Genomic DNA, 21,917 nt, shown 5'->3' with positions numbered 1-21,917 from the left:
GGACCGCCGGTTGGCAAGCCGGCTACTAGGAAAGCTCCCGGCCACCGGCGAGAATTCAGGCCTCCGTCGAGTCCGATCGAGAGGCATCCAGGTGAGATCTGTGACAAGGCAGGCGGCGGCCCGGCGGGCCGCCGCGGCCGGGATCGTGTTGCTGGCCGGACTTTCCCCCGCCGTCGCCCACGCCGCACCGGACCACGCCGACGCCGCCGGCAAGCTGCACCGGCGTGTCGACTACGACAGCCGCGACTCCTTGCGCGCCGCGAGCGGACTGTCCGCGGCCGCCCGCCGGTCGGCGGCCGCCGATTCGTCGCCGGGTGCCGTCCGGCAGCTGCGCGAGCAGCTCGGCACGCAGGGCATCGTCGACATCGACAACGCGACCGGCACGCCGCGCCGGGTCGCCCGGACCGACGGCTTCCTCACCGCCGCCAGCACGCGCAAGCCGGCCGACATCGCGTTGGGCTACCTCAGCGCGCACCCCGAGGTCTTCGGCCTGGACGCGAAGACCCTCACCCTGCGCCAGGACTACACCGACATCGAAGGCACCCACCACCTCAGTTTCGTCCAGTCCGCCGGGGGCGTCCCGGTCTTCGGCAACGGGCTCAAGGCCCACGTCGCCAAGGACGGCAGCCTGATCCAGGTGGACGGCGCGCCGGTCAAGCAGCTCCCCGCCGCGATGAGCGGCGCCCAGCTCTCCGCCGCGGCCGCCCGCGCGGCCGCCGTCAAGGACGTCGACGGCACCCCGGCGACGGTGACCAGGAACGCGGCCGGACCCCGGCAGGCCACGACGTTCAGCGACGGCGGCAACGCGAAGCTGGTGTGGTTCCAGACGGGGGCCGGACCGCGGCTCGCCTGGCAGACACTGTTGCTGCGCGACGGTTTCCTGCACGTCGTCGACGCGGCGAGCGGCGAGGTCCTCTACCGGCACAACACGGTGGCCAACGACACCGCCCAGGTGTGGACCGACTACCCGGGTGCGCCCCGCGGTGGCAAGCAGCAGCGGATCAGCCTGACCAAGTGGCTGCCGGACGATTCGCCGCGCCTGGCCGGGTACTACGCGCACGTCTATTCCGACGTCAACGACGACAACACCGCCAACCCGTCCGAAGAGGTGCGCCCGGCCGCGAAAGGCAGCTTCGAGTACCCGTTCACCGACTTCTCCACGACGGTCGGCGGGCGCTGCGCGGCCGCCCTGCCGTGCTCGTGGGATCCGCAGACGCCGAACTCGTGGCAGGCCGACCGGGCCCAGAACGCGGTGCAGCTGTTCTCGTTCCTGGGCACCTTCCACGACCACCTGCTGGCCGCCCCGATCGGCTTCACCCGGACCGCGGGCAACTTCGAGGCGGTCGACGGGGATGCGGTCCAGGCGGAGGCGGACGACGGCGCCGACACCGGCAACGGCCTGCCCGACGGCAACCACACCAACAACGCGAACATGAGCACGCCGCCGGACGGCACCCCGCCGCGCATGCAGATGTACCTGTTCACCCCGGGCACGCGGGCGCTGGCGGGCAACTCCGGCGACGAGTCGGACGTGGTCTACCACGAGTACACCCACGGCCTGTCGAACCGGCTCGTGGTCGACGCGAACGGCGTCTCGATGCTCGGCGGCGCCCAGGCCGGCGCCATGGGCGAGGGGTGGAGCGACTGGTACGCCGAGGACTTCCTGGCCGCCCAGGGCCTGGAGAAGGACACGCCGGCCAACGGCGAGATCCGGGTCGGCAAGTACTGGACCGCCGGCGGCACGATCCGCTCGCAGCCGCTCGACTGCGCCGTCGGCGCCCCCGCCACGGCCTGCCCCGGCACCCCGGCGACCCATTCCGGCGGGTACACCTACGGCGACTACGGCCGGCTCTCCGGCTTCGCGGAGGCGCACGACGACGGCGAAATCTGGGCCGAGACGCTGTGGGACCTGCGCACCGCCGTCGGCAGCGCGAAAGCCGAGTCACTGCTCACCCGGGCCATGGAGCTGACCCCCGCGAGCCCGTCCTTCCTGGACGAGCGCAACTCGATCCTGCAGGCCGGCCTGGTCGTCGACGGCGGGAGGCTGCAGCAGAAGATCTGGCAGGTGTTCGCCCACCGCGGGATGGGGTACTTCGCCGCGGCGAGCGACGGCGACGACATCCGGCCGGTCGAGGACTTCTCCCTGCCCCCGGCGGCGGACACCCCGCGCGGCACGCTCACCGGCACGGTGCGGGACCAGGACAGCGGCGCGCCGATCGGCGGCGTCACGGTCGCCTTCGGCGGGCACGCGTCCGGCTTCGCGGGCGGGCTGGTGGCCACCACGGCCGCGGACGGCACCTACACGATCGCCGGGATCCTGCCCGGTACCTACGCGAAGGTGGTCGCCCGCGGAGCCGGCTACGACCCGGCGGAGAAGACGCTGTCGATCCCGTCGCATCCGCTGAGCCAGGACTGGACGGTCCGCCGGGACTGGGCCGCGGCCGGTGGCGGCGGCAAGGTGGCGAGCTTCACCGGACCGGACTTCAGCCCGATGTGCGGTCCCGGCAACATGATCGACCAGTCGCAGGCCAGGGGCTGGGTCTCGTTCGTCCAGCCCGGCGGGCTCAACGTCGTGGTCGAGCTGCCGTCGAAGGTCGACATCGCCCAGGTGGTGGTCAACCCGACGCCGGTCTGCATCCCCCTCGAAAGCGTGCAGACCGGTCAGTACCTGGTGGAGACGTCCCCGGACGGCACCACGTGGACCACGGCGGCGCAGGGCACCTTCCCGTCCGCCACGTTCGAGCCCACGCCGGTCACGCCGGCTCCGGGCACCGGAAGCGGCGTCCGGTTCGTGCGGTACACGATGCTGGACACGCGGGGCCAGGAAGACGGCCTCTGCGGGCCCGGCACGACCACGCTCGGGTGCTTCTTCACCAGCAGCACCGAGCTGGCGGTCTACGGGAAGCCGGCGGTGTAGGCGCGAGCGGGACCGGGTCGCCGCTAGCCGGCGGTGACCCGGTAGCCCCGGTCGTCTACGGCGTCGGGCTGAGGAGCGCGGGGTCCACGTCGGGAACGGCGAGCCGCGGGTTGTGCCCGGCCGCGACGACCGTCATGACGAATCCCGCGGCCTCTTCCAGCTGACGGGCCCGGCCGAGCCCGCCGACCACGGCGGCGGCCCCGCCGAGGTCCCGCACCAAGCCCGCGGCGACCTCGAGCGCGGGCTCCTCGTCACCGCAGATCGCCACGACCGGCGCCGCGTCCCGCGGTCCGGTGTACGGCCACGAGGCTCCGGCGAACAGGTGGAGCGCCTTCACCACCTGCGCGCCCGGGGCCGAGCGCGCCACGAGTTCCGCCGCCGAGCCGGACGACGGCTTCAGGCCACCGGTCGCGAAGTCCACGGGGTTGGTGCAGTCGAGCACAGTCTTGCCCGCCAGGGCGCCGCGAGGGCCGCCGACGAGGGAGAGCGCGGTCTCCAGCCCCTCCCACGCCACGGCGACCACGACCACGTCGGCCCGGCCGGCGAAGCCGGCGGGTTCGACGGCGGTGGCGGCCGCGCCGATCTCGACGGCGGCCGCGGCGGCGTGCCGCGGATCGCGGCCGGTGACCACGAGCGAATGGCCGGCCGCGGCCCAGGCCCGGCCCAGCGTCACGGCGAGGTTTCCGGTGCCCAGCATGCCTACGTGCATCACGATCTCCTTCTTGCCGAAGCCCTTGTCCCGGCACGCTACGACCGCCGCTCCTACCGTTCGGTAGGCGACCGGTGGGACACTGGACCCCGTGATCGACGAGCCCTGCCCGACGTTCGTGTCCGACTGCCACGTCCGTGCGGCAGCCGAACTCATCAGCCACGTCTGGGATCCCGTCGTGCTTTCCGCCCTGCGCCGGGGGCCGACGCGCCGCAGCGAACTGCTCGCGCGCATCGGGGGGATCAGCGACAAGGTGCTGACCCAGGCGCTCCGACGCCTGCAAGCGCGCGGGCTCGTCACCAAGGCGAGCGGCGCCGGGCCGCAACCGGCGCAGGGCGGCGTGACCTACCGGCTCTCCGCGCTCGGTGAGTCGTTCGCGGACGGCCCCCTGCGGCAGCTCGCGCACTGGGCCGCCGACAACCAGGCCGAGCTCGCCGGTCTGCCGGCCACGTGATCGTCCGGTGCCGAGCGGCGGCCGCTACAGCTGAGCCGCGCCGCCGTCCACGGGGATCTCGGCACCGGTGGTGAACGTCGCTTCGAACGCGAGGTAGGCCACCGTGGCCGCGACTTCGGCCGGCTCGCCGAACCGCTGCATCGGGTTCTGCGCGACCATGTCCGCCTTTGTCCGCTCGGCGACCTCCGGTGGCAGAGTCGCGTCGAGGATGCCGGTCGCGATCGGGCCCGGGCTGACGGCGTTGACGCGGACCCGGCGGGGCAGCAGCTCCCGCGCCAGTGACCGGGTCATCGACCGCAGCGCGGCCTTGGTCGCCGCGTAGGCGCTGATCATGTCCAGGCCCTTGACGTTGGCCACCGACGTGGTGAGCACGACCCCGGCGCCTTCGCGCAGCAGCGGCGCGAGTTTCTGCACGGTGAAGTACGGGCCCTTGGTGTTCACCGCGAACAGCTCGTCGTACCGCGCTTCCGGCATCGATTCGAACGGCGCGAACGCGGTCACGCCCGCGTTGACGAACACCGCGTCCACCGCGCCGAACTCCGCGCGGACCACCTGCGCCAGCTCCGCGACGTCGGCCATGGACGCGGAGTCGCTGCGCGCGGTCGTCGCGCGGTCTCCCAGCTTGCGGCCCGCCGCCGCGAGCTTTTCCGCGTCCCGTCCGGTGATCAGCACCCGTGCGCCGCGGGCGACCAGCAGTTCGGCGGCCGCGAGGCCGAGCCCGCTGCTCCCGCCGGTGATGACCACGTTCTTTCCTTCGTAAGCGTTCATACCCCGAGTGAACCGCCGGCCCCGGCGGCGCGTCCAAGTCCCGTTCCGCATGCCGCCATACCGCCGGTGCATGGCGGCGTACGCTCGAAGCGTGGATCTCGACTTGCGGCTGGTCAGGTACTTCACGGTCGTGGCCGAGCACGGCAACATCGGGCGCGCCGCCGCGGCTCTGCACCTCGCGCAGCCGTCGCTGAGCCGTCAGATCCAGCGGCTGGAGGGCCGGCTCGGTGTGCGGCTGTTCGCGCGCACGCCGCAGGGCACCAGCCTCACCCCGGCCGGTCGGGCGTTCCTGCCGCGCGCCCACGCCGTCCTGGGAACGGCCGAGGACGCCGTGGCCGTCGCCCGCGCCGCCGACCCGCCGCGGGAGATCACCATCGGCTACGCCGAGGGCCTGATCATCACCCCCGCGGTGCGGGCGCTGCGCCACCGCCACCCGGACGCGCGCATCCGGACGCGGCTGCTGCGCTGGCACGACATGCAGGCGTTGCCCGAAGGCCGGGTCGACGCGCTCGTCGCCCGCGAACCACTGCCGTTTCCCGCGACGGTGACACCGTTGTACGAGGAGCCGCGGGTGCTGCTGGTTCCCGCCGCACACCGGCTGGCGGGCAAGGAAAGCGTCTCGGTGGACGACCTGGGTGACGAGGACCTGGTGGCGTGCGCGGTGACGCCGACGCTGTGGAGCACGCCGAGGGACGGCACGCCGCCGCCCGCGCCGGACGACAGCTTCGAGGACAAGCTCGAACTGGTGGCTTCGGGAAGCGCCGTGGCGGTCCTGCCAGCCGGCGATCACCGCACGCGGTTGCGCGACGACGTGACGGCGATTCCGGTCGAGGGCTTCGAGCCCTGCCGGGTCGTGGTGGCGTCGCGGCCACGGGAGCCGAACCCGCTGGTGGCGCCGTTCCACGAGGCTGCGCGGCTGCTGGTGCCCGCGGCGGCCGACCCTCCGAATCGGACACCCGCGCGGTGAGCTGCCGATAATCCGTCCATAAGGGACATAAGGGTGCGACGGCCGTTCTGGTGACTCGACTGGTGTCTTGACGCGCCCCCGGTGTTCGTCGATAGTGGTGACTCAATCCGGACGCCGAGCGGGTGCCGCTCCCGGCTGAACTGTTAGCGCTAACATTCGCTCACCGCCACCTCCTCGAACCGACCACGCACCGGAAGTCCAGCGACGCATTTCCCACCGTGTGAAGGAGATTCGATGATCCGACGACCGTGGATCCGCCGCGCCCTCGTGGCGGCAGGCACCACCACCAGCCTCGCCGCCGGCCTGCTCGCGGCCACGGCCACCACCTCGCAGGCCGCCGCGCAAGGACCGTGCGACATCTACGCCGCGGGCAGTACCCCGTGCGTTGCCGCGCACAGCACCACCCGTGCCCTGTACGCTGCGTACAACGGCCCGCTGTACCAGGTCCGGCGTGCTTCCGACAACACGACCCGGGACATCGGCGTGCTGAGCGCCGGCGGGTACGCCGACGCCGCCGCGCAGGATTCCTTCTGCGCCAACACCAGTTGCGTGATCACGGTCATCTATGACGAGTCCGGCAAGGGCAACCACCTCACCCAGGCCCTCAGGGGGTACTGGCCCGGGCCGGCCGCGGGTGGGAACGACAACCTCGCCAACGCTTTCGAAGCACCCGTCACGGTCGGCGGCCACCGGGCGTACGGCGTCTCCGTGGCCCCCGGCACCGGCTACCGCAACAACAACACCCACGGCATCGCGACCGGCGACCAGCCGGAGGGGATGTACGCGATCTTCGACGGCACGAACTACAACGGCGGCTGCTGCTTCGACTACGGCAACGCCGAGACGAGCGGCAACGACGACGGCAACGGCACGATGGAGGCGATCTACTTCGGCAGCAACAAGGGCTGGGGCTACGGCAGCGGCGACGGCCCGTGGATCATGGCCGACCTGGAGAACGGCCTGTTCTCCGGCGTGAACCAGCACTTCAACGCCGGCGACCCGACGGTCGCCAACCGGTTCCAGACCGCCGTCGTCAAGGGTGGTCCGAACCAGTGGGCGATCCGCGGCGCCAACGCCCAGTCGGGCAGCCTGTCCACTTACTACAACGGCGTGCGGCCCAACGTCGCCGGCTACAACCCGATGAAGAAGCAGGGGGCGATCATCCTCGGCATCGGCGGCGACAACAGCGTCGGCGCGCGCGGCACCTTCTACGAGGGCGTGATGACCGCGGGCTACCCCTCGGACGCGACCGAGAACGCGGTCCAGGCCAACATCACCGCCGCCGGCTACAGTAGCGCCCCGGCCGGCGCCGGAACCCTGACCCCGGGTGCCAAGGTCTCCCTGCAGGCGACGACGGCGTGCTGCACGTCCGATTACCTGCGCCACAACGACTCCGACGACAAGGTGGGCATCTCCGCCGTCGACGCCACCAGCGCGGCCACCCTCAAGGCCGACGCGACCTGGATCGTCCGGGCGGGCCTGGCCGACACCTCGTGCCTGTCCTTCGAGTCCGCCGACCAGCCCGGCCGCTTCCTGCGGCACTACGCGTTCCAGCTCCACCTCAACGCCGACGACGGCGGCAGCGCGTTCGCGCAGGACGCCACGTTCTGCTCCACACCGGGCAACAGCGGCGTCGGGCGGTCGTTCCAATCGGTCAACTATCCGGCCAAGTACCTGCGCCACTACAACTTCACCGGCTACGTGGCGAGCAACGGCGGCAGCAACGCCTGGGACGCCACGACGTCGTGGGCCCAGGACACGAGCTGGCTCGTCGCCTCGCCCTGGAGCTGACCCCACCGGCGGCGAGCACGGCTTTCCCGCAGCGTCGCGGGGAAGCCGTGCTCGCGGCCGGCTCGGACCGGCCGGGAAACCGGCGGAGCGGCCGAGCCACTCCGCCGGCTCGCCGGACGCGGTTACTTGCGGATCATCGGGTTGCCGTAGCCGATGACCAGCCCGGCGGTGAACGCGGTGACCCCGAACGTCTTGTTCAGCAGCGCCGCCGCCGGTGCGGTGAGGGCCAGTGTCACGCCGGCCGGTGTGGCCGCGCCGATGGTGAACAGGTCGGCCCGCGTCCCGAAATCGATCTTTCCGCTGAGCACGCCGCGGTTGAGGTCGATCGTGTAACCGGTGAGGAAGAGGCACTTGCCGCCGGCGCGCAGCAGCAGGCCGCCGATGTGCTCGATGGTCCCGTCCTTGGGGTTGCCGACGATCGTGAACCCGAACACCATGGTGCCGCCGGTGTGCCGGACCGTGGCCAGCACCGGCGACACCTTGACACCCAGCGAGGCGAGCGCGCCGGCCGCGGTGCGGTCGAGCGTCAGGTCGGTGCGGCCCTTGCCGAAGTGGTACCCGTGGTGGTGGGCGCCGGTGTAGGAGGACGCGTGGACCGGCTGGGCCGCTTGGGCCGGGGCCGCGGCGACGCCGGCGATGGCCGCCGCCGCGGCGACGGACACCCCGAGCAGGCGAAAGCGCATGATCACTCCGTTCTCAGTGCTTCCTGGACACCAGGGGTACGCCGGGAAGCGGGCGAGCGGATGCAGCGGATCCCCTCGATTCCGGGAGCGGGCCGGTCAGGGGCGGAGGGTGCCCTGCAGCATGCTGACGCCGTGTTCCTGCTGGCCGAGTTCCTGGGCGGAGACGTCCACGACCGGGAACCGGCTCCAGGTGAGGGTGGCGGGCACGGCGACGTCGGCCTCGCTGCCCGCGGTCACGCCCAGCGGGATCATGGTCCTGCTGCCGTCGAAGAGCCAGATCTCGTACAGCCCGGCCGGTGCGGGCATGCCGGTGAGCTGGACCTTCAGCCGCAGCGCGCCCTCGCCCGCGTCGACGATCCGGACCTGGCCGCCCGCGCCGGCCGGTGCGGACGACTGGCGGGCCAGCTGCGCCTCCGCGACGACCCGCCCGCCGTCGCCGGCGTTCACGGCGAGCGCCGTCCCGGCCACCCCGATGGCGGCCGCGGCGGCCGCGACGGCTGCGTAGCGGGCACCGCGGCGGAACCGGCGGCCGGCCGATCGCCCGTCGCCGGGAGGCGGCAGGACGCGAGCCGTGCCGTTCTCGGAGCGAGGCTGGCCGGTGCCGGCGGCGATGCGGTCCCACACGGCTTCGGACACCGGCGGCAGGGACGTTTCCGTGCGGCTCTCGCGGCCCAGAGCCGCGACCTCGCGCAGGGACTCGACCTCGTCGCGGCAGTCGGGGCAGCTGTCCAGGTGAGCGGCCTCGGCCGGGCCGGGCGGCTGCTCGTCAAGGGCGAGCAGCACGAGCCGATCGGGGTCCGGGTGCTTCATCGGTCACCTCCTCCGGCGTGCGGTCGAGCTGGGCGCGCAGGCTCTGCATCCCGCGGCGGAGGTGGCTCTTGACCGTGCCCAGCGGCAGCCCGGTGTGTTCGGCGATCTGAGTGTGGGTGAGATCAGCGTAGAAGGCCAAGCGCAGGATCTCCCGCTGCGGGTCGGGCAGCCGGGTCAGCTCGTCGGCGACGACCAGCCGGTCCAGCACCCGCTCCGGCGACTCGGCGACCGCCACCTCGGCCGGTGCGACGGCGGCGGCCGCGGCGGAATCGCGCTGCTGGCGGCCCCGCGCGCGCAGCAGGTCGACGATGCGGCGCCGGGCGATGCCGAGCAGCCAGGCCAGGAGCCCCGCCTTCTCCGCGTCGTAGGTGTGCCGGCCGCTCCAGGCGGACACGAAGGTCGCCTGCACGACGTCGTCGACGTCGGCGGGGTCGCGCAGGCTGGCCCGGGCCAGCCGCTGGACCGCGGGGCCGTACCGGTCGAACACCGCGCGCAAGGTCTCCGGCTCGCCGGAGGCGAACCGCCACGCGAGGTCGGCGGCATCGTCGGACACGGACGCCACCATAGCCGCAGGTCGCGGTGCGGCGGCAGGGCCGAGCCGGCCGGCGAGGCGCGATTCCGGCGATGGCCGCTCCGGCTGCCGTGCGACGATCTGCGGGTAACCCGCACCGGACGAAGGAGACGCGGACTTGCCCGTGGTGCACGCCCTGTGGTCTCCGGGCCGGGGGCTGCTTCTCTGGGCCGAGCGCGACCGAGGCCCGGCCGGCACGTCGAGCCGGTCGGCGCGGATCGCGCTGTCGCACCCGTTCGCCGTCTCCAGCGCGGACCTGACCGCGCTGCACCCCGGCAAGCCCACGTCGGTGACGTTGCTGCTGCCGTCGCGGGTGAACCGCCCGCTCGCCTCCGCCGAGGCGACGGCGGGCGGCAAGCGACGCGGCCCGGCGCCGTCGCTGCGGCCGTGGTCGGTGCCCGCGTTGGCCGTGGACGCGGCCGAGCTGGACGACCTCGACGGCTCGGCCACCTACGGCCCGTCGGTCACCCACCTGCGGGCGGTGGCCCGGCTGGCCGCGGATCTGGTGCGGCGCGGGCGGGTGCTGCCGACGCTCGTCCGCCGGGGCGACGCGGCCGAGGCCCGGTGGCGGCCGGTGCTGCAGGGCGTGGACTTCGTCGCGTTCGACGCGCTGGTCGCGGCCCTGCCGCCGGTCGGGCGGGCCGAGCAGGTCGCGCCGCTCACCGGGGCCTCGCCGCGCGCGCTCGTCGCCGATGCCCTGCACGCCCTGGTCGACGCGGCGGTCCGGGACCGGCTGGCGCGGGCGGATCCGCCGGTCGGCCCGCGCGGGGCCCAGGGCGCGGCCGGGGTGTGGCTGGCCGCGCTGCAGGGCGGCGATCCGCACGTCGTGCTGCCGCTGGCCGAACTCGGCGTGCTGGCCGGGGCCGTCGCGAAGTGGGACGAGGTGGCCGACACCGACGTCGTCGACGGCCGGGCGTGTTTCCGGCTGGCCGAAGTCGGCACCCTGCGGCTGCCGGACGCGGAGGATCCCGACGACCAGACCGGCGACGGAACCAAGTGGCAGCTGCAGTTCCTCCTGCGGGCCACGGCCGATCCGAGCCTGCTGCTGTCGGCCGGGCAGATCTGGTCGGGCGAGGCGAACGGCCTGGTCCGGGACCCGCGGGGCCTGTTCGTCGCCGAACTGGGCCGGGCCGCGCTGGTGGAGCCGATGCTGGCGCCGGCGTTGCGCCGCACGCAGCCGTCCGAATACGACCTGACCGTCGAGGAAGCCGAGCACTTCCTCACCTCGGGGGCGACCCGGCTGATCGAAGCCGGGTTCGAGGTGCAGCTCCCGGCCACCTGGGACGGCCGGCGCCGGCTCGGGCTGCGGCTGTCGGTCCGCAGCACGCCTTCCGAACAGGTCGTCACCCGCAGCCGGGTGGGCCGCGACGAGCTGGCGGCCTTCCGCTGGTCGATCGCGGTGGGCGACGACGAGCTCGGCGAGGAGGAGCTGGCCAGGCTCGTCGCGGCGAAGACGCCGCTGGTGCGGCTGCGGGGGCGGTGGGTCAGCGTCGACGCCGACCGGCTCCGCGCCGGGCTCGAGTTCCTGCGCCGCGACCCGCACCGGCGCACCCCGCGCCCCACCGCGGCCGAGCTCCTGGAACTCGTCCGCGTCTCCCAGGAGACGCCGCTGCCGGTCACCGGCGTCCGCGCCGACGGCTGGGTCGGGGACGTCCTGGCCGGGCGGGTCCAGCAGCGGCTGCCGCCGGTCGCGCTGCCGCCGTCGTTCCGCGCCACCCTGCGCCCCTACCAGCAGCGCGGGGTCGCCTGGCTGGCCTTCATGTCGGCGCTGGGCCTCGGCGCGTGCCTGGCCGACGACATGGGCCTCGGCAAGACCGTCCAGACGCTGGCGCTCGAGGCCGTCGAGCGGGCCGGCGGCGAGCGCGGCCCGACGCTGGTGCTGTGCCCGATGTCGCTGGTCGGCATGTGGCAGCGGGAGGCGGCGAACTTCGCGCCGGAACTCCGGGTGCTCGCCCACCACGGCAGCGCCCGCGCGCACGGGGACGTGCTCGCCGAGCGGGTCGCCGCGGCTGACCTCGTCGTCACGACCTACGCCACCGCCGCCCGGGACGCCGGCGAGCTCGCGGCGATCACCTGGCGCCGCCTGGTGCTCGACGAAGCGCACGCCATCAAGAACGCCGACACCGCGACGGCCAAGGCGGTGCGGCGGTTCCCGGCCGGGCACCGGCTCGCGCTGACCGGCACCCCGGTGGAGAACCGGCTGGCGGACCTGTGGTCGGTGCTCGACCTGCTCAACCCCGGGCTGCTCGGCAGCCGGTTCGAGTTCCGGCAACGGTTCGCGGCCCCGATCGAACGCCGGGGTGACAGCGCCACGGCCGCCGAGCTGCGCCGGCTCACACAGCCGTACCTGCTGCGCCGCGTGAAGACCGATCCCGCGATCGTGCCCGAGCTGCCGGAGAAGATCGAGATCCGGCAGGAATACCGGCTCACGCGCGAACAGGGCACGCTGTACCGCGCGATCGTCGACGAGATGATGACGAAGATCGAGAACAGCCACGGCATCAAGCGCCGCGGCCACGTCCTCGCCGCGATCACGAAGCTCAAGCAGGTCTGCAACCACCCCGCGCACCTGCTGCACGACGGCTCTCCGCTCGGCGACCGCTCCGGCAAGGTCGTCCGCCTGGAAGAGGTGCTGGCGGAAATCCTGGCGTCGGGGGATCGGGTGCTGTGCTTCACGCAGTACACCGAATTCGGGCACCTGCTCGTGCCCCACCTGGCCGGCCGGCTCGGTGTCGAAGTCGGTTTTCTGCACGGTGGCCTGGCGAAGGGGGCACGAGACGCGATCGTGGACCGCTTCCAGGCCGGCGAGGGGCCGCGGATCCTTTTGCTGTCCCTGAAAGCCGGTGGGTCCGGGCTCACGCTGACCGCGGCCGCCCAGGTGCTGCACCTGGACCGCTGGTGGAACCCGGCCGTGGAGAACCAGGCCACCGACCGGGCCTTCCGGATCGGGCAGGGCCGCACCGTCCAGGTCCGGAAGTTCGTCTGCCCGGGCACCATCGAGGACCGCATCGACACGCTGATCACCAAGAAACGTGCGCTGGCGGGAATGGTCGTGGGGGAGGGCGAAAGCTGGCTCACCGAACTGTCCGGCGACGCGCTGCGCGGGATGTTCGCCCTGGGGGAGGACGCGATCGATGACTGAGCCACTCCCGTGGTGGGCGACCCGGTTCGCCCGGGCGTTGACGGCGATCGGTGTCCTGCTGCCCGCCAAGGGTCAGGGGCACGTCGTGTCCCTGACGGTCGGCGCCGGACGCGTCGACGCCGAGGTGCAGGATGGTCGGTCCCACCAGGTGCGGATCGGCCTGACGGCGTTCGGAAAAGCCGAGTGGGCGGCGATCACCCATGCCGTTGCCGCGAAGGCGTCCCTCACGGTTCAGCTGCTCGGCGGCGAGCTGCCGCGGGACGTCGAGGAAATCTTCAAAGCGGCCCGGCTGCCGCTGTTCCCGTCGTCGGCGCGCGAGGTGTCACTGGACTGCACGTGCCCGGCCGCCGAAGTGCCGTGCGGCCACTTGAACGCCGTGTGTTCCGCACTCCTGGCGCGGGCCGGCGAAGATCCGTTCACCATCCTCGCCCTGCGCGGCCGGACCCGCGAAGCGCTGCTCGAGGAGCTGAAGAACCGGCTCATCCACGCCGAGCCGCTCCATCCCGACGACGGGTCTCCGGCCCTGACCGAAGTCATGGACACCTTCTTCGACGGTGGCCCTGCTCCGGCACCGCTCCACGCGCCTGCAACGCCGGTCGACGCCCTTCTGGACCAGGCTCCGCCGTTCGCGATCACCGCCGGTGGCGAGGACGTCGCCGAGCTGCTCCGGCCGGTGTACCGGGCGCTGGCGGGGGAGCGGAGCAGCTGGTCCGATGGCACCGGGTCCGCGGGGTAGCCGCCGCGCGATGTTAAGCAGCGCCCGGGAAAGATGTCACGCGGTGGCGGCCTGGTAACACGCCGGTGTTCCGGGAGAAACCGTCCGGAAATGGTCCGCCGGTGCACTGGGCGGCATGACCTTCCAGCTCGACGGCCTGCACCGGCCGGTGATCGTGGTCGGCGGCGGCCAGGCGGGACTGTCGATGTCCCACTGCCTGACCGCGGCCGGGGTCGGGCACCTGGTGCTCGAACGCGAGCGCGCGGGGCACGAATGGCGGACCCGCCGCTGGGACAGTTTCTGCCTGGTCACGCCGAACTGGCAATGCCGGCTGCCCGGGTTCCCCTACGCGGGCGACGATCCGGACGGGTTCATGGTCCGGGACGAGATCGTCGCCTACCTCGAGGCGTACGTGCAGGAGTTCGACGTCCCGCTGCACGAGGGCGTCGAGGCGACCCGGCTGCGGCCGCTGCCCGGCGGCGGGTTCCGGCTCACGACGTCGGACGGCGAGCTGACCGCCGACCACGTCGTGCTGGCCACCGGCCCCTACCAGGTGCCGCGCAAGCCGCGGCTGGCCGAACGGCTGCCCGAGCACGTCGTCCAGCTGCACTCGGCCGACTACCGCAACCCCGCGCAGCTGCCCGGCGGGGACGTCCTCGTCGTCGGCACCGGGCAGTCCGGCTGCCAGATCGCCGAGGACCTGCACCTGGCCGGACGCCGCGTGCACCTCGCCGTCGGGTCGGCGCCGCGGGTGGCCCGGCGCTACCGCGGCCGGGACGTCGTCGCGTGGCTCGACGAGATGGGCTACTACGCAAGGGGAATCGACGAATTCGCCGACGCGGACGCCGTGCGGTTCCGCGCGAACCACTACGTCACCGGCCGCGACGGCGGGCACGACATCGACCTGCGCGCGTTCGCCGCGGGCGGCATGCAGCTCTACGGGCGGCTCCGGAGCGTCCGAAGTGGACGGCTGGAGTTCGCGGACGACCTGCGCCGCAACCTCGACGCGGCCGACGCGGTGTCCGAAGGCATCAAGGACTCCATCGATGCGTACCTGCTGAAGAGCGGCATTCCGGCGCCGCGGGAGGCCCGGTACGAGCCGGTGTGGGAGCCTTCGGGCGAACCGCGGACCCTCGATGGGGAAGCGCTTTCGGCCGTCGTCTGGTGCACCGGGTTCGGCCGCGACCACCGGTGGATCGACGTCCCGGTGTTCGACGGCAAGGGCTACCCGGCGCACCACCGCGGCGTCACCAGCTGTCCCGGGCTGTACTTCCTCGGCCTGCCGTGGCAGCACACCTGGGGCTCGGGACGGTTCTGCGGCGTCGCCGCGGACGCGGAGTACCTGACGCGGCGGATCACCGGCGGCGGCCGGGGTGCCGACGTCCGGTGGATCTCCGGCACCCCGGTGAGCACCTACCCGGCCGACGACGACTGGGTCGCGCCGAGGACCGTCGCATGAGGCGCTGGACGAACGATGCCCACCGCCACCTGGGCGTGCTGCCGGCCTACCCGTTCTACGGCGGCCCGCCGGTCGCCCCGGCGATCGGCAGCCGGGCGACGATCGGCGAGCTTCTGTCCGATTTGGACCGTGAAGGCACTGAACGCGCTCTCGTGATCCCGAACTACGGCGTCCCGGATCCATCGATCGCTTTCTCCTTCAACGAACTCTGCGTCGAAGCGGCGGCCAAGGACGACCGGATCCGCGCCGCGCTCTGGGTGTCGCCGCGCGCCGAAGACGCCGGCCGCACCGAGGAAGCCCTGCGGCTGGCGGGCGAGGACGGCGTACGGGCGTTGAAGCTCAGTTTCCTGCTGGGCGGCCGGGCCGCCGATCCCGCCTGCCAGCCGCAGCTGGACAAGATCTTCGCGACCGCGAGGGAACACGGCCTCGTCGTGCACGTCCACACCTCGCCCGGCGCGGCGTCGGACATCGACGAGGTCGGCAAGCTCGTCGACGCCTACGCCGACGACGTCAAGCTGCACCTGGTGCACTTCGGCGGCGGGATGAGCGGGCACATCAAGCTCGCCGGCGGCCGCTTCTTCGACTGGATCGCCGACGGCAAGCAGGTCTACACCGACCTGTCCTGGGCGATCGGCTTCACCCCGCGCTGGCTCGTCGAGGAGATCTCGCGGCGCGGCCTCGGCCACGACCGCGTGCTGTTCGCCTCCGACCAGCCTTGGGGCGATCACGAGGGCGAACTCGCCAAGCTGGCCGCCGCGGCCGGCGACGGCGAGCTCGCCGACCGGGTTTTCCGCAGCACGTTCGACGTGCTGTACGGATCGGAGAAAGGGAAATAGACCGATGGCAGAGCTGACCGAGACCGAGAAGACCAGCCTCGACGAGATCCCGCACCCGTCGCTGCCGCAGGGCTCCAACCTGTACGGCGGAACCAAGGTCTTCCCGGACTACCAGGCCGAACCCGGCCAGAGCTACTTCACGCTCGTGCACGGCATCGCGCACGAGTCGTCGGTGAGCTTCGTGGCGATCCTGCAGGCGACCCGCGCGCTGCGGAAGGGCTTCGAGGCCGCGATCTACTTCTACGGCCCGGGTTCACTGAACTGCCTGGCCACGCGCGGCTTCCCGACCACCGGCAACGCCGCGTTCCCGGGCGAGCTGAACATCAACGACCAGCTCAAGACGTTCATCAGCGAAGGTGGCAAGGCCTACTGCTGCCGGTTCGGGCTGTCGCTGCACGGTGCCCGCGAGGAGGACCTCATCGAGGGCGTCATCCCGACGCACCCCCTCGACGTCCAGGACGCGCTGATCCACTACGCGCGCAAGGGCGCCATCATCAACTCCACCTACATGTTCTAGGGAGCGGCTCGTGCGCGTTGGCATCGAAGAGGACTTGGACACCCGCGCCGACATCGCCGTCCGCGGGCTGCGGGTGGACGCACCCGTGCAGCGCAGCAAGGGCGCCGGGCCGAGCGACGACGGCCACCTGGTCGTCGACGGTGCCAACGCGACGGTGCCGCTGAACCCGGGCAGCCCGTACGAGGTCCGCGACGGCCGGATCCACCGGGGCGCCGTCGACCTCGGCCTGAGCGTGACGCCGGTGGCGCGGCCCCGCTTCTACGATCTGTCCACTGCAGACGGTGTCCCGTACCGGAAGATCGCCCTGCTGCACGGGAAGGACGTCCTCGCGACGACCGTCGTGCAGACCTGCATCCGGTACGCCGAAGACCAGCGCTGCCGGTTCTGCACGATCGAAGAGTCGCTGCGGACGGGATCCACCGTGGCCGCGAAAACGCCGCAGCAGCTCGCGGAGGTCGCCGAGGCCGCGGTGCGCCTCGACGGCGTCCGGCAGATGGTCATGACGACCGGGACCACGGCCGGGCCGGACCGCGGGGCCCGGCACCTCCTCCGGTGCGTCCGCGCGGTGCTCGACGCCGTGCCGGGCCTGCCGATCCAGGTGCAGATCGAGCCCCCGGGCGACCTCGGGGTCCTGGAAGAACTGCGCGACGCCGGAGCTACGTCGATCGGCATCCACGTCGAGTCGCTCGACGACGACGTCCGGCGGCGCTGGCTGCCGGGCAAGTCCACCGTGCCGCTGGCCGAGTACGAAGCCGCCTGGACGGAGGCGGTCCGCGTGTTCGGCCGCAACCGCGTCTCGACGTACCTGCTGATCGGGCTCGGCGAGGACCCGGACGCCCTGGTGGCGGGGGCCGGGCGGCTGATCGGTATGGGCGTGTACCCGTTCGTCGTCCCGATGCGGCCGATGCTCGGCACCCTCGCCCGCCGCGACGGCGCCACCGCGCCCGCGCCGTCGCTGGTCGCCGAGGTCACCAGCCGCGTCGCGGCCCTGCTGCGGGCCGCCGGGATGACCGGGGTCGACCAGGGCGCGGGTTGTGCCGCGTGCGGCGCCTGCGGGCTGCTCAGCGCGGTGGGCGGCTGAGGTGGACCACGACATCCTCGCGCTGCTCGGCGACGTCCGCAGCGTCGCCGCCCGCCCGGCGTTCTCCATCGCCGAAGCCGGTCACGACGACCTGGCGGCCTACCGCGCGTTGCGCCACGAAGCCTTCGTGGCGCGGCAAGGGCTCTTCACCGGGCACGACCTCGACGACCACGACATCGATTCGCGGACGATCGTGCTGCTCGCGCGGGACACCGCGGGCGACGTGCTCGGCGGGGTCCGGCTCGGCCCGGCCTCCGACGGCCCCGACCTGGGCTGGTGGCGGGGCGGGCGCCTGGTCGTCGCCGCCGGCTCACCGCCCGGCATCGGCTCGGCCCTGGTCCGGGCGGCCTGCGCCCGAGCCGAAGCCGAGGGCGCGCTGCGGTTCGAGGCCACCGTCCAGACCCGCACCGAAAAGCTGTTCGCGCGGCTCGGCTGGCAGCGCGTGCGGCCGGTGACCGTCGCCGGCCACGACCACGTGCTGATGCGGTGGCCGATCGGCCGGATCGCCGCGCTCGCCCGCGCGACGAAGGCCGCGCTCGGCCCGCTGCTGCGCGGGCTGACCGGCGTGCCCGGCTTCGTCGGCGACGACGGCGTGCCGCTGCCGGGTACCGACGTCGTCGCCGCCTGCGACGCGATCGTCCCGGCCATGGTCGAGCGCGACCCGGAGTGGGCGGGCTGGTGCTCGGTGCTGGTGAACCTCAACGACCTGGCCGCGATGGGCGCCACCCCGACCGGGCTGCTCGACGCGCTCGGCGCCCGCGACGCGTCCTTCGCCGCCCGTGTCCTCAGTGGACTGCGGAAGGCGAGTGAGGCGTACGGCGTGCCGGTGCTCGGCGGGCACACGCAGTTCGGTGTCCCGGCGTCGCTCTCGGTCACCGCGCTGGGCCGGACCACCGACCCGGTCCCCGGCGGGGGCGGGAAACCGGGACAGCGCGTCTGGCTGACGGCCGACCTGGGCGGCGGCTGGCGGCCCGGCTACACGGGACGGCAGTGGGACTCGACGAGTTTCCGCCGTACGCCCGAACTGCGGGAACTGCTCGGCTCGGTGGCCAAGGCGCGACCGGCCGCCGCCAAGGACGTCTCGATGGCCGGGATCGCGGGCACGCTCGGCATGCTCGCCGAGGCGTCCGGTTGCGGCGCGGTGCTGGACGTCGAAAAGGTGCCGCGGCCGCGGAGAGCGTCCACCGGGGACTGGCTGACCTGCTTCCCGGGCTTCGCGATGCTGACCGCCGGCGCCCCGGCCCCCGCCGGGCCCGCGGTCACCGCGGCCTGCGGGGAGCTGGTCGCGGGCACCGGCGTCACGCTGCGCTGGCCCGACGGCGAACGGACGACCGCCATCGGCGGCGGCGTCACCGGATTGGGGAACTCATGACGACACTGAGAATGGCCGCGGTCGCCGCGCCGTTCGACCGCGACCTCGAAGCGGACTTCGCCCGCATCGAGAAGCTGATCGGCGAGGCGAAGGCCGAAGGCGTCCGGTTGCTGGCCCTGCCCGAGGCCGCGCTCGGCGGCTACCTGGCCAACCTCGACGGCGGCGCCGAGGGGCCGCCCGCGCTCGCCGCCGACGGCCCGGAGCTGCGCCGCCTGGCCGCGCTGGCCGGGGAGCTGGTGGTGACCGCCGGGTACTGCGAGCTCGACGGCGGCCGCCGGTACAACTCCGCGGTGTGCGTCAGCGGCGACGGCGTCCTCGGCCACCACCGCAAGGTCCACCAGCCCCTGGCCGAGAACGCCAGCTACGGCGCGGGCGGGGAGTTCGCCGCGTTCGACACGCCGGTCGGTCGGCTGGGCATGCTCATCTGCTACGACAAGGCATTCCCCGAATCGGCGCGGGCGCTGGCGCTCGACGGCGCCGAGATCGTCGTCTGCATGAGCGCCTGGCCCGGCAGCCGGACCCACCCGGCCGCCGACCTCGCCGACGACCGCTGGAAGCGCCGATTCGACCTGTTCGACCGGGCCCGCGCGCTGGAGAACCAGATCGTCTGGCTCTCGGCCAACCAGTCCGGCACCTTCGGCGACCTGAGGTTCGTCGCCAGCGCCAAGGTCGTCGATCCCGGTGGCGAGATCCTCGCCGACACCGGCGTCACCGAAGGCATGGCCGTCGCCGAACTCGACGTCCGGGCGGCGCTGGAGACCGCGCGGCGGTCGATGGGGCACCTGGCGGACCGACGGCCCGACGCCTACCCGGTTAGTGTCCCGTGAATGGGGCAGACCCGCATCGCCGCCGTGGCCGCGCACTTCGGCCGCGACCTCGGCTTCGACCTCCAGCGCATCACGACGCTGATCGACCACGCGCGCTCCTCCGGCGCCGCGCTGCTGGTGCTGCCGGACGCGGCCCTCGGCGGCTACCTCGCCGACCTGCGCCACCCCGACCCGGACGCCCTGCCCCCGGCCCTCGACCCGGACTGCGCCGAGCTGAAGACGATCGCCTCGCTGGCCGCGGAGATGGTCGTCTGCGTCGGCTACTGCGAGGCCGACGGGCCGTGGCGCTACAACTCGGCGGTCTGCGTGACCGGGGACGGTGTGCTCGGCCGGCACCGCAAGGTCCACCAGCCGCCGGGGGAGAGCGTCGCCTACCAGCCGGGTGACCGGTTCGCCGCGTTCGACACCCCGGTCGGGCGGCTGGGCATGCTGATCGACTACGACAAGACCTTCCCCGAGTCGGCCCGGTCGCTCGCCCTCGACGGCGCCGACATCGTCGCCTGCCTGAGCGCGTGGCCGACCAGCATCACCAACCGCGCGCCGCGGATGGCCCAGGACCGCCAGTCCCGCCTGTTCGACCTCTACGACCAGGCGCGGGCGGCGGAGAACCAGGTCGTGCTCGTCTCGTCCAACCAGACCGGCGCGATGGGCGGAATGCGGTTCCTCGGCCAGGCCAAGGTCGTCGGGCCCGGCGGCGAAATCCTGGCCCGCACCTGGTCCAAGGCCGGGATCGCGGTGGCCGAGCTCGACGTCGGGCAGGAGATCGCCAACGCCCGCCGCGTGCTGCACCACCTGGGGGAGCGGAAACCGTCGGTGTACCGGGAGGCCTGATGCGCATCGCCCTGCTGAGCTACTCGACCAAGCCCCGCGGCGGGGTCGTGCACACCCTTTCCCTGGCCGAGGCGCTGGCGGACCTCGGCGAGGACGTCACCGTGTGGACCCTCGGCCGCGGCGGCGACGCGGGGTTCCACCGGCCGGTCGACCCGCGGGTGCGGCTGGCCGTCGTCCCGTTCCCCGACGTCGCGGACGAGTCCGTGGGCGAGCGGATCCTGCGGTCCATCGCGGTGCTGCGTGCGGCGTTCACCCCGGACGACTACGACGTCGTGCACGCGCAGGACTGCATCAGCGCGAACGCCGTCGACCGGTGTGTCCGCACGATCCACCACCTCGACACGTTCACGACGCCGGAACTGGCGGCCTGCCACGAGCGCGCGATCGTCCGGCCGTACGCGCACGTCTGCGTGTCGGCCTCGGTCGCCGCGGAGGTCCGTGCCGGCTGGGGCATCGAGGCGGCGGTGATCCCCAACGGCGTCGACTACGCCCGCTTCGCGACCGCTCCGCGCACCTCGGAGCGGGGGCGGTACGTGCTGGCGGTCGGCGGGATCGAGCCGCGGAAGGGCTCGCTGGACCTGCTGGAGGCGTTCGCGCTGCTGGCCGAGCCGGGCCTCCGCCTGCTCATCGCCGGCGGCGAAACGCTCTTCGACTACCGCGACTACCGCACCCGCTGGGAGAAACGCGCCGCCGAGCTGGGCGTCTCGCCGGAGGTGCTCGGCCCGGTGGCGCACGACTCGCTGCCGTCACTGGTGGCCTCCGCGGCGGTGTTCGCGTTCCCGTCCACCAAGGAGGGTTTCGGGCTGGCGGCGATGGAGGCCCTCGCGGCCGGGGTCCCGGTGGTCACCCGCGACCTCCCGGTGCTGCGCGAAGTCTTCGGCGGGGCAGCGAGGTTCGCGGCCGACCCGCCCGGGTTCGCCCGGGAAATGCGCGTGGCTCTGGGCGGCGTGGACCCGGCACCCGGACGGGCACTGGCCAGGCGCTACACGTGGCGCGCGGCCGCCGAAGGACACCGGAACTTCTACCGGCGCCTGCCCGGAACCCCGGCGGGACATCCGACGCCTTGAGCCGACCGGTTACCGCGGGTCGCCGGAGCGATCCGGCGTGGCCGCGACCGCTGCGGCGGTCAGCTGCCGTGCGGTGGTCGCCATGCTGGTGATCGCCGCTTCGGGGGTCAGGTCACACAGATCGATCAGCGCGAACAGCGATTCGGCGCTGATCACGATGGCCAGCCCGCGGACCAGCTGGTCGACCTCCGCGGCCTGCCGGCCAGGTGCGGTTCACCGTCGGCCAGGAGGACCGCGACCAGCACTGTCCACATGCGACACACGGTGGCCCGAATGGTGGCAGACAGGTCCCGGCGGCGGTGTTAGAGCCTGTCTTGGATCTTGGTTAGGTGGTCCTGGCCCGCTGTTTCTGGCGGGTCAGGCGCCTGGTCATGATAGTGATCATGGAGAGGTTGATGAA

Annotated in this window: 20 protein-coding genes; 14 read left to right on the top strand and 6 right to left on the bottom strand. The window is 73.1% G+C overall.

Features of this window, described 5'->3' with window-relative positions:
- Positions 1-100: 100 nt before the first annotated feature.
- Positions 101-2,917 carry a M36 family metallopeptidase gene (locus OO60_RS37965; RefSeq protein WP_033263188.1) on the top strand — a complete coding sequence of 939 codons (2,817 nt, stop codon included), beginning with the start codon at positions 101-103 and terminating at the stop codon, positions 2,915-2,917.
- Positions 2,918-2,972: 55 nt separating this feature from the next.
- On the opposite strand, the gene OO60_RS37960 is transcribed toward OO60_RS37965, so the two are convergent.
- Positions 2,973-3,626 carry an NADPH-dependent F420 reductase gene (locus tag OO60_RS37960; protein WP_033263187.1) on the bottom strand — a complete coding sequence of 218 codons (654 nt, stop codon included), beginning with the start codon at positions 3,624-3,626 and terminating at the stop codon, positions 2,973-2,975.
- Positions 3,627-3,717: 91 nt separating this feature from the next.
- Between OO60_RS37960 and OO60_RS37955 the strand changes: the two genes are divergently transcribed.
- Positions 3,718-4,080: a winged helix-turn-helix transcriptional regulator gene (locus OO60_RS37955; protein ID WP_004559370.1), complete on the top strand. Its 363-nt coding sequence runs from the start codon at positions 3,718-3,720 to the stop codon at positions 4,078-4,080.
- Between the two features lie 24 nt (positions 4,081-4,104).
- On the opposite strand, the gene OO60_RS37950 is transcribed toward OO60_RS37955, so the two are convergent.
- Complete coding sequence (locus OO60_RS37950) at positions 4,105-4,848, bottom strand: SDR family oxidoreductase (protein WP_004559369.1); 744 nt, start codon at positions 4,846-4,848, stop codon at positions 4,105-4,107.
- Positions 4,849-4,939: 91 nt separating this feature from the next.
- On the opposite strand from OO60_RS37950, the gene OO60_RS37945 reads away from it, so the two are divergent.
- Both OO60_RS37945 and OO60_RS37940 read left to right on the top strand, forming a co-directional pair.
- Entirely contained in the window at positions 4,940-5,815 is an 876-nt protein-coding gene (locus OO60_RS37945) for a LysR family transcriptional regulator (RefSeq protein ID WP_004559368.1), read from the top strand.
- A 234-nt stretch (positions 5,816-6,049) separates the two neighbouring features.
- Entirely contained in the window at positions 6,050-7,606 is a 1,557-nt protein-coding gene (locus OO60_RS37940) for an alpha-L-arabinofuranosidase B (protein WP_004559367.1), read from the top strand.
- A gap of 122 nt (positions 7,607-7,728) precedes the next feature.
- Here OO60_RS37940 and OO60_RS37935 read toward each other — a convergent pair whose 3' ends face one another.
- The 3 genes from OO60_RS37935 to OO60_RS37925 all read right to left on the bottom strand — a co-directional run bounded on the left by OO60_RS37935 (position 7,729) and on the right by OO60_RS37925 (position 9,652).
- Positions 7,729-8,289: a hypothetical protein gene (locus tag OO60_RS37935; RefSeq protein ID WP_155849019.1), complete on the bottom strand. Its 561-nt coding sequence runs from the start codon at positions 8,287-8,289 to the stop codon at positions 7,729-7,731.
- 96 nt (positions 8,290-8,385) lie between these two features.
- Positions 8,386-9,099 (bottom strand): cupin domain-containing protein, encoded by a 714-nt coding sequence (locus OO60_RS37930; RefSeq protein ID WP_004559365.1) that lies wholly within the window; start codon positions 9,097-9,099, stop codon positions 8,386-8,388.
- Entirely contained in the window at positions 9,056-9,652 is a 597-nt protein-coding gene (locus tag OO60_RS37925; protein WP_209441424.1) for an RNA polymerase sigma factor, read from the bottom strand. Before OO60_RS37925 ends, OO60_RS37930 begins: the two co-directional genes overlap by 44 nt.
- A 136-nt stretch (positions 9,653-9,788) precedes the next feature.
- On the opposite strand from OO60_RS37925, the gene OO60_RS37920 reads away from it, so the two are divergent.
- The 10 genes from OO60_RS37920 to OO60_RS37875 all read left to right on the top strand — a co-directional run bounded on the left by OO60_RS37920 (position 9,789) and on the right by OO60_RS37875 (position 21,517).
- On the top strand, positions 9,789-12,812 hold the full coding sequence (locus OO60_RS37920; protein ID WP_033263184.1) for a DEAD/DEAH box helicase: 3,024 nt from the start codon (positions 9,789-9,791) through the stop codon (positions 12,810-12,812).
- Entirely contained in the window at positions 12,805-13,548 is a 744-nt protein-coding gene (locus OO60_RS37915; RefSeq protein WP_003073388.1) for an SWIM zinc finger family protein, read from the top strand. Before OO60_RS37920 ends, OO60_RS37915 begins: the two co-directional genes overlap by 8 nt.
- 115 nt (positions 13,549-13,663) lie before the next feature.
- A complete protein-coding gene (locus tag OO60_RS37910) occupies positions 13,664-14,986 on the top strand; it encodes an MSMEG_0569 family flavin-dependent oxidoreductase (RefSeq protein ID WP_033263183.1) in 1,323 nt (440 codons plus the stop codon).
- Positions 14,983-15,822 (top strand): amidohydrolase family protein, encoded by an 840-nt coding sequence (locus OO60_RS37905; protein WP_033263182.1) that lies wholly within the window; start codon positions 14,983-14,985, stop codon positions 15,820-15,822. The genes OO60_RS37910 and OO60_RS37905 overlap by 4 nt, the downstream gene beginning before the upstream one ends.
- A 4-nt stretch (positions 15,823-15,826) precedes the next feature.
- Positions 15,827-16,339 carry an MSMEG_0572/Sll0783 family nitrogen starvation response protein gene (locus OO60_RS37900; protein WP_003073383.1) on the top strand — a complete coding sequence of 171 codons (513 nt, stop codon included), beginning with the start codon at positions 15,827-15,829 and terminating at the stop codon, positions 16,337-16,339.
- 10 nt (positions 16,340-16,349) lie between these two features.
- Entirely contained in the window at positions 16,350-17,420 is a 1,071-nt protein-coding gene (locus OO60_RS37895) for an MSMEG_0568 family radical SAM protein (protein ID WP_033263181.1), read from the top strand.
- A gap of 1 nt (position 17,421) precedes the next feature.
- Positions 17,422-18,792, top strand: coding sequence for an MSMEG_0567/sll0787 family protein (locus OO60_RS37890; protein WP_033263180.1), 1,371 nt, complete (start codon positions 17,422-17,424; stop codon positions 18,790-18,792).
- Positions 18,789-19,619: a carbon-nitrogen hydrolase family protein gene (locus OO60_RS37885; protein WP_033263179.1), complete on the top strand. Its 831-nt coding sequence runs from the start codon at positions 18,789-18,791 to the stop codon at positions 19,617-19,619. Before OO60_RS37890 ends, OO60_RS37885 begins: the two co-directional genes overlap by 4 nt.
- Complete coding sequence (locus tag OO60_RS37880; RefSeq protein WP_033263178.1) at positions 19,620-20,450, top strand: carbon-nitrogen hydrolase family protein; 831 nt, start codon at positions 19,620-19,622, stop codon at positions 20,448-20,450.
- Positions 20,450-21,517 (top strand): MSMEG_0565 family glycosyltransferase, encoded by a 1,068-nt coding sequence (locus tag OO60_RS37875; protein ID WP_033263177.1) that lies wholly within the window; start codon positions 20,450-20,452, stop codon positions 21,515-21,517. The genes OO60_RS37880 and OO60_RS37875 overlap by 1 nt, the downstream gene beginning before the upstream one ends.
- A 9-nt stretch (positions 21,518-21,526) precedes the next feature.
- On the opposite strand, the gene OO60_RS46770 is transcribed toward OO60_RS37875, so the two are convergent.
- The gene (locus tag OO60_RS46770) at positions 21,527-21,673 is read right to left on the bottom strand and encodes a hypothetical protein (protein WP_156081350.1); all 147 of its coding nucleotides are present in this window, start codon (positions 21,671-21,673) and stop codon (positions 21,527-21,529) included.
- Positions 21,674-21,917 lie beyond the last annotated feature (244 nt).

Origin of the sequence: Amycolatopsis vancoresmycina, from assembly GCF_000716785.1 — a bacterium.
In the GTDB taxonomy this organism is placed as follows: Bacteria; Actinomycetota; Actinomycetes; order Mycobacteriales; family Pseudonocardiaceae; genus Amycolatopsis; species Amycolatopsis vancoresmycina.
The sequence above is the reverse complement of the archived record's forward strand: the minus strand, read 5'-3'. Positions and strand labels throughout refer to the sequence as shown.